We start from the raw sequence: 8,811 nt of genomic DNA, 5'->3' as shown, positions 1-8,811 counted from the left end.
AGTCGCGCCGACAGCGATCGACCCTCCTCGCGCGCCGCCGCGTCCGCGAGCGCGAGCGCGAGGCCGTGGCGCGCCGCGGGCGTCTCGTCCGGATCGAGGCGAGCGAGCGCGTCGACGGCGGTGTCGCCCTCGTCGCCGTCGACTCCGCGCAGCGCCGACTCGCACGCCGACAGTGGCTCGGTCCAGCCGGGAAGCGGGGCGGCCTCGCCGAGACCGCCGGCCGCGTCGTCGCCGCCGGCGCCGCAGTCGTCACCGTCCCCGGGCCCCACGGCGACGAGGAACCCATCGCGCTCCGTGATCTCGCCGCGAGCGGTGGCGAGCGGCGTCGTCAGCCCGAGGGAGAAGGAGCGCAGGCGCATCTGTCAGAGGGCGAGCCCGGCCGCGAACGCGACCGCGTACGCCGCGAGGAGCTTTCCGGTCGCTTCCAGCGCCGGGTTGAGCGCCTCGCCCGAGGTCTCGGTCAGCACGGTGCGCGCGACGGCGACCGCGAGCGGGAGCGTGACGAGCGGGAGGAGGGCCGCGGCTCCGTCCCCGCGAGCGACGAACCAGAACGGGGCGAGGTACGCGAGCGCGAGCAGCGCGACGTACTGGACCCGGGAGAAGCGGTAGCCGAACCTGACAGCCAGGGTCCGCTTGCCCGTCTCCGCGTCCTCCTTCAGGTCTCTGACGTTGTTGACGACGAGGATGTTCGTCGACAGCGCGGCGACCGGGAGGCTGGCGACGACGGCCGCGAGCGTGACGGTCCCGTCGGGGGGCCACAGCGGGAACGTCCCCCCGACGAGCGCGGCCGCCTGTACGTAGTAGGTGCCGGTGACGGCGATGACGCCGAAGAAGACGAATACGAACAGGTCGCCCAGCCCGTGGTAGCCGAGCGGGTACGGCCCGCCCGTGTACGCGATCCCCGCGGCGACGGACGCGAGCCCGATCACGAGGATCGGGACGCCGCCGACGGACACGAGGTACGTGCCGACGGCGATCGCGGCCGCGAACGTGAGCCACATCGCTCGCTTCACCTCGGCCGGCTCGATGAGGCCGCTGGCGACGACGCGGGTGAACCCCTCGCGGTCGTCGGTGTCCGCGCCCTGGATCGCGTCGTAGTAGTCGTTCGCGAAGTTGGTGCCGACCTGTATCAGCGCCGCGCCGACGAACGCCGCGAGCGCGGGGAGCGGCGCGAACGCCCCGGTTCGGAGCGCGAGGCCGACGCCGACGATCACGGGCGCGGCCGCCGCGGGCAGCGTCTGCGGGCGCGCGGCGATCACCCACGCCCGGCGCCGCGACACCTCGGTGCTCATTGTCGGCGCTAGGCGCGTCGCGTCCCTTAAGCTTGCCATCCCGGATCGATCCGGCGGGCTCGTCCGCGACACCCACAGCTATGGCCGTCGGCGTCGAGCCCCCCGCATGGCCCGCGTTCCATACGTCGACGCGTCGGACGTGCCCGAGGAGTACGAGGAGCTGCTGGAGTCGTCGCTGCAGGGGAAGCCCCTGCACGTCTACCGGTCGCTCGGGAACAACCCCGAGGTGCTCGCCGGGATGCGCTCGTTCCTCGGCTCGCTGTGGACGGACAGCGGACTCTCGGACCGCGAGCGCGAGCTCGTGATCCTCGCCGCCGCCCGCGAGACGCGGAACCGCTACGAGTGGCACCAGCACGTCAACATCGCTCGCGGCGTCGGAATCGACGACGACGTCATCGCGGGCGTCGGCACCGGAGACCCGTCGCCGCTCGACGCAGACGAGACGACGCTCGTCGAGTACGCGGTCGCGGTCCTCCGCGGCGAGGTCGATGCGGTCGTCCATGACGAGGTCGCCGCCCGCTACGACGACGAGACGATCGTCGGGATCGCCGCGCTCGCGCAGGGGTACGCCGCGCTCGGTGGGATGATCGAGGCCTTCGACCTCGAACTGGAAGCGGGGAGCGAGTTCCACGGCTGGGACCCGCGGTAGGTCGGGACGAGCGGGAGCCTCGCCCCGCCGACCGACAGATACGACAGGGGGCGGCCCCTACCGATCCTATGAGCGACACGACGGCCGACGGGGAGGTCGGGTCGGAGGCGACGGAGCCCGAGGCGACCGAGGCCGAGGCGAACGGGATCGCGGCGCGCTACGAGGAGGTCGACGGCGAGCGGCTGCTCGCGTTCTCGGCCGACGGCGGGCGGGCGACCGTCGCACAGAACATCGACGGCTACGCGATGTTGAAGGTCCGGGCGGGGCCCACCGGCGACGAACTGGAGCGGTACTACGGCTTCGAGATGGCGCTCGACCACGTCGCGGAGCTCCTCGGTGTCGCCGTCGACGACCTTCCGATTCCGGACGCCGCCGCCGACATGGGGATGTGACGCCGGAACCGTCGGTTTGCGCACCGGAACCGTCGGTTGGCGCGCCCGGAGACGACTGAAAAGCGCGGGCGCGCTCGTCGAGCACCCCGCGACGCGAGCTACTCGTCGCCCTGCGCGTCGACGATCACGACCTCGCCGTCCTCGACGGTGACGTTGATGAGCGTCTTCACGTTGTAGTCGGTGCCGTCGAGCTCGTTGTCGCCGGCCTTCTTGATGACGGCGACGACGTCGACGACCTCGGCGCCGACCTCGTTAGTCAGCGCGTCGAGGATCGCCTTCATCGTGCCGCCCGTCGAGAGCACGTCGTCGATCACGAGCACGCGGTCGCCCTCCTCGACGTCGTTGATGTACATCTCCGACTCGGAGTAGCCGGTCTCCTGGAACAGCGGGACCTCGCCGTCGAGGCCGTACTGGCGCTTGCGGATGACCACGAGGGGGATGTCGGTCATCAACGAGAGCGCGGTGGAGATGTGGATCCCCATCGCCGCGGGGGTGACGATCTTGTCGACGTTCTCCAGCTCCGCCTTCCGGATGATCCGGATGACGATCTCCCGGAGCAGCTCCGGTTCGAGCATGGGGACGCCGTCGCTGATCGGGTGGACGAAGTACTGGTACTCGCCTTTCTCGATGATCGGCGCGTCGAGGAGCGACTGCCGCAACTGGTCCATGTCGCGGGTAGTCGGGCGCGTTAATAAAGCGTGGCGGTTGCGCGATCGAGGTGTGGCTCGGTGACACGGCGCGACTCTCCTGAATGACACACGCACACGACCCGACCGATCAGAGCGTTTTTGCGTGTTCGAGCACCGCCGCTTCGCGGAACGTCCCCTCCTCGAGGACGGTGAAGCCGTCGAAGGCGACCGTCGTCTCGGTGAGCGTCATATCGAGGTGGAGATCGCACGCGACGCTCCCGCCGAGGGTGACGTTGTCCCCGATGGCGACGTGCATCGTGCCCCGCCGCTTTTTGTCCGTGGCTTGGTTCCCCGTGAGCTGGACGTCCGGGTTCGTCCCGATAGATGGAGCCTCCGCGATGTTGCGCGCGCAGTCGCCAGCCGATTCGACGAGCGCCGTGAGTTCCTCCGCCTGCACGCCCCCCGAAATCTCGACGACGCTCCCGTCCTCGACCGTGAGTTCCACCGGGCTGTCGAGTCGGCCGAGTTCGTCGATCGAGTAGTCGACGACGACCGTGCCTCGCGCGCTCCCTTCCACCGGAGCGATCGCGGATTTCCCGGCGGGCAAGACGACGAGGCCCCGGTCGAATCCGTCGTCGATCGGGAACCCGCTGCGGCCGCTGAGGTCGACCGTCAGGTCCGTTCCCCCGTCGTTCGTGATCCGCGCGGACTCGGCGGCGGTCTGGATCCTGGCGACCGCCCTCGTCACCTCCAGCAGCGCCTCGTAGTCCGTGTCCAACTGGTCTCTCAGGATCTCCTCGGTGACGCCGCGCATGAGGACGAAACGCGTCCCGGCCTCCGCCGCGTCTCGTCGGGCGTCCGTGTGCGCGATGTCGTACGTCCCGACGTCGAAGACGACGTCGGCCGCCTCGAGCGCGCCGGCGACCACCGCCGGCTGATCGACGTTGTGGCCGCCGAGCCGGGGCTTCACGAGCAGCGAGGTCGTCGCCCCGGCAGCTCGGGCGGCGCTCGCGAGCGGTCGGGCGACGCGCACCATCAACGGGTCCGTGAGGACGACGACCTCTTCGTCGGACCGCACCTCGCCCACGTTCTCGACGACGTCTCGACAGGTGTCGCTGTATTCGAGTTCGTTCACGGTACGACCACGACAGCTGACGACTAAGGTATTCTGTCGCCGCATCTCGGGCGTCCGCCTCCGAACACCGACGAACCCTCCCTCGGTCACGACGCGTCGTCGCTCACTCGAACTCCGGATCGCGCTTCTCCAGGAACGCGCGCATCCCCTCGCGCTGGTCGTGGGTGCCGAACAGGCCGGACCACGCCCGGCGCTCCAGGGCGAGCCCGCCGCGCTGGGTCCCGTCGTGGACCGCGTTGAGCGCCTCCTTCGCGGCGCGGGTGGCGAACGCCGGCTTCGCTGCCAGCTCGCCGGCCAGCTCGTCGATCCGGTCGTCGAACGCGTCGTCGGCGACGACCTCGCCGACGAACCCGACCTCGGCCGCCTCCGCCGCGTCGATCCGCTCGCCGAGGAAGACGAGCCGTTTCGCCGTCTCGTCGCCGACGAGCCGCGAGAGCCGCTGGGTGCCGCCCCACCCCGGGACGATGCCGAGGTCGATCTCGGTCTGGCCGAGCACCGCGCTCTCGGCGGCGACCCGGAGGTCGCACGCCAGCGCCAGCTCGCAGCCCCCGCCGAAGGCGTAGCCGTCGATCGCTGCGACGGTCGGCGCCGGAAACGACTCGATCGCATCGGCGACGCGGTGACCGAGCTCGGCGTACGCCTGCGCCTCGGGCGTCGACAGCTCGACCATGTAGGAGATGTCCGCGCCCGCGACGAACGCCTCGTCGCCCGCGCCGGCGAGCACGAGCGTGCGGGCGCCCGCCGCCTCGGCCTCGTCGAGGGCGTCCGCGATCGCTTCGAGCGTGTCGACGGTGAGGGCATTGAGCTGCTCCGGGCGGTCGACGGTGAGCGTCGCCACGTCGCTGTCGGCGTCGACGTCGAGCGTGATGGGTTCTCGCGTCATACCGGCCTCTCGGGTGCCCGCGTGAAAGACGTTCGGCAGGCGGGGCGGTCGGGCGCGGGCGGCGAGACCCCGCTCGCGTTCGCCGCGCTCAGATGTCCTCGCGACTGTCGATCTCGGTGTAGATGAACCACGCGGCGGAGTACGCGCCGAGGAACAGCATGTAGCCGACGACGAGCCCGACGAGCTGTCGGGAGCCGAGCCCGCCCGGCAGCGTCCGCGAGAGGACAGCCAGCGCCACGGCGAACACGACGAGCGAGAACAGCCCGGAGAGGGAGTACACGCCCAGGTCGGAGGTGAGACGATCGCGCACGGATCGCCTATCGCGGGGCGCCGATAAACTACCTCCGGTTGCGGCGACGCGTCGTGGTCGATTCGACAGACGGCGCTCGGGACTCGTCTCCGCTCGCCCCATCGTTGCGCGGATTGCAACCCCTATATGCCCTCGGCCACACGGACGCGTATGAACGGGAACCGGTTCGGTCGGCTCTTCCAGGTGACGACGTACGGCGAGAGCCACGGCGACGCGATGGGCGTGACGGTCTCGGGCGTGCCCGCGGGCGTCGAGCTCGACGAGGAGGCCATTCAGGCGCAGCTCGACCGGCGCAAGCCGGGACAGTCGATGATCACCACCTCCCGGGGCGAGCCCGACGAGGTCGTCGTCAACTCCGGCGTGCAGGACGGCTACACCACCGGGACGCCGATCGGCATGGTGATCCAGAACAAGGACGCGCGCTCGGGGAAGTACGAGCCGTACGTCACCGCGCCGCGGCCCTCGCACGGCGACTACACCTACTCCGCGAAGTTCGGCACCCGCAACTGGGGCGGCGGCGGGCGCTCCTCCGCGCGCGAGACGGTGAACTGGGTCGCGGCCGGCGCCGTCGCCGAGCAGGTGCTCGGCGCCTCCGCGTACGACGTGGAGATCAAGGCGCACGTCAACCGGATCGGCGACGTCGAGGCCGACGACGTGAGCTTCGAGCAGATCCTGGAGCAGTCGGAGGAGAACGACGTGCGCTGTGCCGACCCCGACGCGGCCGCCGAGATGCAGGCGCTGATCGAGGAGTACCAGGAGCGCGGCGACTCCATCGGCGGCTCCATCTACTTCGAGTGCCGGGGCGTCCCGCGCGGGCTCGGCGCCCCGCGGTTCGACGGGTTCCCCGCCCGACTCGGCAAAGCCATGTTCTCGATCCCGGCGACCACCGGCGTCGAGTTCGGGCTCGGCAGCGACGCCGTCGACGTCGCCGGCAGCGAGCGCAACGAGGACTGGACGTTCGACGACGGCGAGTCGTTCGACCACGTCGAGAGCGACGAGGGCGACCCGGTCCCCGTCGGCAACGACCACGGCGGGCTCCAGGGCGGGATCACCACGGGCGAGCCGATCTACGGCGAGGCGACGTGGCACGCGCCCACCTCGATCCCCAAGAAGCAGCGCTCCGCCGACTGGGAGACGGGCGAGGAGAAGGAGGTGCAGGTCGTCGGCCGACACGACCCCGTCCTCCCGCCGCGAGCCGTCCCCGTCGTTGAGGCCATGCTGTACTGCACCGTCCTCGACTTCATGCTGCTCGCCGGCCGGATCAACCCCGACCGCGTCGACGGCGAGCCGGGACGGTACGACACCAACTACCACCCGAGCAGCCCGGAGAACGAGTAACGCCCGGCGTCGACTCCGACTCTCGCGAGCGGTCGAGATTTTTTGTCGGTCCGTCTCCCACCTCCCGTATGATACCGCAGGTCTCCCCGCCCGACTGGCTGCGAGACGTCCTCTCGGCGTACAACGACGTGGTGTCCGAACTGGGCTGGTTCCTCGCGAGCTTCGGCGTCATCTACGCACTCGGCCACCTGTTCCTCCTCCCGGTCGTCACCCGCGTCATCGGCTCGCGGAATCGCAACAATCCCACGATCGAGACCGCGACGGAGACGTACCTTCGGGTGGTGCTACTCGGATTCGCGACCCTCGCCGGGGTGATCGCCGCCGGCTACGGGCGCGTGCTCTCCGAGACGGCGGTCATCGTCGCGGCGATCACGTTCGCCCTCGGCATCGCCGGACAGCAGGTGTTCGGGTCGCTCATCAGCGGGATGTTCCTCGTCGCCGACCCGGACTTCAACGTCGGCGACTGGATCGAGTGGCCCGAGGGAAGAGGCACCATCGAGGCCGTACACTTCCGCGTCACCCGGATTCGGACGTTGAACAACGAGACGATATCGGTCCCGAACACCGAGCTCACGGCCAACGCGATCACCCGGCCCTACGGTCGGGACAGGTATCGGATCACGGAGCAGGTGTACGTCGCGTACGCCGAGGACACCGAGCGGGCTCTGATGGAACTCCGACAGGTCACCACGACGCTCGACCCGGTCCTCAGCGATCCGGCGCCGGACGCCCGTATCGTCGATCTCGGGGAAAACGCGGTCACGATACAGGCGGCGTTCTGGATCGACGAGCCCACGAACAGCGATATCTTGACCCTCCGTTCCGACTTCCGCCGCGTGGTGAAACGTCGGTTCGACGAGGAGGGCATCACGCTCGCGCCGCCGTCCGCACAGTCGCTCTCGGGAGCGGTCACCGTGACGGAGCACGGGTCCGAGTCGCCGGCCTCGACCGGCGAGTGACGACTCGCGTATTCGACACGGAGGCGGCCGGGGGCTCCGAGTCCGCGCAACGTTTTGTCCCCTGGCGACGAACCACCGGGTATGGTCACCGGCATCTCCGAGCGGTTCGAGGACTGGTTCTGGGCCCGCCACTCCAACCCGCTGAGCGGCTGGACGCGCGTCCCGTCGGGCGCAGCCATCGTCTACGCGGTCTATCGCCGCGACCCGCGGCTGCTCGGCGCCGCGCTCGCGTGGACCGCGCTCAATCCGTTCCTGTTCGCGCCGCCCGACACGGAGGACGCGTGGATGACTCGCGCGGTCCTCGCCGAGCGGTGGTGGATCGGCGAGGAGGGGAACCGAACGGTCGGGCTCGACTACCCGAACGCGTGCAACGCGGCCGGGGCGCTCGGGTTCGTCTACGCGCTGTACGCCGCGTGGCGACGGTCGCCGACGGGAGCGACGCTCGGCGTCGCGGCCAGCGTCGGTCTGAAACTCTGGTGGCTCCGGGTGTTGGTCGACCGGTACGACCACCGAGCCGACTGACGCCGCTCCCCGCCGGCGGGTGCCGAGCCGAACGCTGGATCGGGGCGACGTCGCTGCTCGGCTCCGCTCTCGGCCTCCTCCGCATCGCTCTCGATTCCCTCCGTCTCCCTCTCGGCCTCCTGCACGTTGCTCGCGGGGCCGTCCTCAGGGACCGTCCCGCTCGCGTTCGAGGAGGCGTTTCAGGTTCTCGCCCTCCTCTCGCATGTGCGTTCGGACGGCGTCGAACTCTCGCGCGTTGAGCCGAGCGCCGATCGGTCCCGTTCGGACTTTGATTCGCTGGGTCACCACACAGCCGTCAGCGCGAGCGTCGATCGCGAAGCTGACGTGCGGCATGAGCAGAGCGACCAGCCGCGAGGTCGGCTTGAACTCCAGGTAGCGGTCGGGCGTGACCTCCACGAACCGCACCGTCTGTCTCCGTAGCTTCCCCGCGATCTGCTCCTCGAAACACGCCTCCGCGCCTCGTCGCAGCCCGTCGCCCTCCGTCCAGCGGAACGAGACGTGATCGGGGTGCCACCGCTCGTAGTGCTCCTCCATCTCCTCGAAAAACCGGTACACCGCTTCGGGCGGTGCCTCCACCTCCGTGGTCGCTTCGAGAATCATGGGCGCTCGAACAGCAGCCCGTCGAACGACTCCTCGATGTCGTCGAGTACGAGCAGCGCGTAGTACCGGAGGTACGTCACGACCGGCACCTGCGCGAGGGCC

The 8,811-nt window shown here is 70.1% G+C and carries 11 protein-coding genes and 1 pseudogene; 5 read left to right on the top strand and 7 right to left on the bottom strand.

The features are described 5' to 3' along the window. Both U4E84_RS15495 and U4E84_RS15490 read right to left on the bottom strand, forming a co-directional pair. Positions 1-359: pseudogene (locus U4E84_RS15495) on the bottom strand (o-succinylbenzoate synthase); the annotation flags it as partial. 3 nt (positions 360-362) lie between these two features. Next, positions 363-1,292, bottom strand: coding sequence for a 1,4-dihydroxy-2-naphthoate polyprenyltransferase (locus U4E84_RS15490; RefSeq protein ID WP_322533020.1), 930 nt, complete (start codon positions 1,290-1,292; stop codon positions 363-365). A gap of 106 nt (positions 1,293-1,398) precedes the next feature. Here U4E84_RS15490 and U4E84_RS15485 point away from each other — a divergent pair, with 106 nt between their 5' ends. Together U4E84_RS15485 and U4E84_RS15480 are read left to right on the top strand one after the other, a co-directional pair. Further along, positions 1,399-1,941 carry a carboxymuconolactone decarboxylase family protein gene (locus U4E84_RS15485; RefSeq protein WP_322533019.1) on the top strand — a complete coding sequence of 181 codons (543 nt, stop codon included), beginning with the start codon at positions 1,399-1,401 and terminating at the stop codon, positions 1,939-1,941. 68 nt (positions 1,942-2,009) lie between these two features. Next, positions 2,010-2,333 carry a hypothetical protein gene (locus tag U4E84_RS15480; protein ID WP_322533018.1) on the top strand — a complete coding sequence of 108 codons (324 nt, stop codon included), beginning with the start codon at positions 2,010-2,012 and terminating at the stop codon, positions 2,331-2,333. 98 nt (positions 2,334-2,431) lie between these two features. Here U4E84_RS15480 and hpt read toward each other — a convergent pair whose 3' ends face one another. From hpt to U4E84_RS15460, 4 genes are all read right to left on the bottom strand, one after another. Then, the gene (hpt, locus tag U4E84_RS15475; protein WP_322533016.1) at positions 2,432-3,001 is read right to left on the bottom strand and encodes a hypoxanthine/guanine phosphoribosyltransferase; all 570 of its coding nucleotides are present in this window, start codon (positions 2,999-3,001) and stop codon (positions 2,432-2,434) included. 109 nt (positions 3,002-3,110) lie between these two features. Beyond that, complete coding sequence (locus tag U4E84_RS15470) at positions 3,111-4,097, bottom strand: aminopeptidase (protein ID WP_322533015.1); 987 nt, start codon at positions 4,095-4,097, stop codon at positions 3,111-3,113. 103 nt (positions 4,098-4,200) lie between these two features. Then, a complete protein-coding gene (locus tag U4E84_RS15465; protein WP_322533014.1) occupies positions 4,201-4,980 on the bottom strand; it encodes an enoyl-CoA hydratase-related protein in 780 nt (259 codons plus the stop codon). 88 nt (positions 4,981-5,068) lie between these two features. Next, entirely contained in the window at positions 5,069-5,290 is a 222-nt protein-coding gene (locus tag U4E84_RS15460; RefSeq protein WP_322533013.1) for a hypothetical protein, read from the bottom strand. 150 nt (positions 5,291-5,440) lie between these two features. On the opposite strand from U4E84_RS15460, the gene aroC reads away from it, so the two are divergent. From aroC to U4E84_RS15445, 3 genes are all read left to right on the top strand, one after another. Further along, positions 5,441-6,628: a chorismate synthase gene (gene aroC / locus U4E84_RS15455; RefSeq protein WP_322533012.1), complete on the top strand. Its 1,188-nt coding sequence runs from the start codon at positions 5,441-5,443 to the stop codon at positions 6,626-6,628. A 68-nt stretch (positions 6,629-6,696) separates the two neighbouring features. Beyond that, positions 6,697-7,587: a mechanosensitive ion channel domain-containing protein gene (locus U4E84_RS15450; protein ID WP_322533011.1), complete on the top strand. Its 891-nt coding sequence runs from the start codon at positions 6,697-6,699 to the stop codon at positions 7,585-7,587. 81 nt (positions 7,588-7,668) lie between these two features. Then, positions 7,669-8,109: a DUF6653 family protein gene (locus U4E84_RS15445; RefSeq protein WP_322533010.1), complete on the top strand. Its 441-nt coding sequence runs from the start codon at positions 7,669-7,671 to the stop codon at positions 8,107-8,109. Positions 8,110-8,253: 144 nt separating this feature from the next. Here the strand turns inward: U4E84_RS15445 and U4E84_RS15440 are convergent, their stop codons facing one another. After that, positions 8,254-8,709 carry an SRPBCC family protein gene (locus tag U4E84_RS15440; RefSeq protein ID WP_322533009.1) on the bottom strand — a complete coding sequence of 152 codons (456 nt, stop codon included), beginning with the start codon at positions 8,707-8,709 and terminating at the stop codon, positions 8,254-8,256. Positions 8,710-8,811 lie beyond the last annotated feature (102 nt).

This window comes from Halorubrum sp. AD140 (assembly GCF_034497445.1).
In the GTDB taxonomy this organism is placed as follows: domain Archaea; phylum Halobacteriota; class Halobacteria; order Halobacteriales; family Haloferacaceae; genus Halorubrum.
This window is presented reverse-complemented; position numbering and strand designations above follow the sequence as displayed.

Excerpts from the sequence above, each read along its gene's own strand:
- U4E84_RS15485 (WP_322533019.1), top strand. The coding sequence starts at position 1,399 with ATGGCCCGCGTTCCATACGTCGACGCGTCGGACGTGCCCGAGGAGTAC.
- hpt (WP_322533016.1), bottom strand. The coding sequence starts at position 3,001 with ATGGACCAGTTGCGGCAGTCGCTCCTCGACGCGCCGATCATCGAGAAA.
- U4E84_RS15490 (WP_322533020.1), bottom strand. The coding sequence starts at position 1,292 with ATGAGCACCGAGGTGTCGCGGCGCCGGGCGTGGGTGATCGCCGCGCGC.
- U4E84_RS15450 (WP_322533011.1), top strand. The coding sequence starts at position 6,697 with ATGATACCGCAGGTCTCCCCGCCCGACTGGCTGCGAGACGTCCTCTCG.
- U4E84_RS15465 (WP_322533014.1), bottom strand. The coding sequence starts at position 4,980 with ATGACGCGAGAACCCATCACGCTCGACGTCGACGCCGACAGCGACGTG.
- U4E84_RS15445 (WP_322533010.1), top strand. The coding sequence starts at position 7,669 with ATGGTCACCGGCATCTCCGAGCGGTTCGAGGACTGGTTCTGGGCCCGC.
- U4E84_RS15440 (WP_322533009.1), bottom strand. The coding sequence starts at position 8,709 with ATGATTCTCGAAGCGACCACGGAGGTGGAGGCACCGCCCGAAGCGGTG.
- aroC (WP_322533012.1), top strand. The coding sequence starts at position 5,441 with ATGAACGGGAACCGGTTCGGTCGGCTCTTCCAGGTGACGACGTACGGC.
- U4E84_RS15480 (WP_322533018.1), top strand. The coding sequence starts at position 2,010 with ATGAGCGACACGACGGCCGACGGGGAGGTCGGGTCGGAGGCGACGGAG.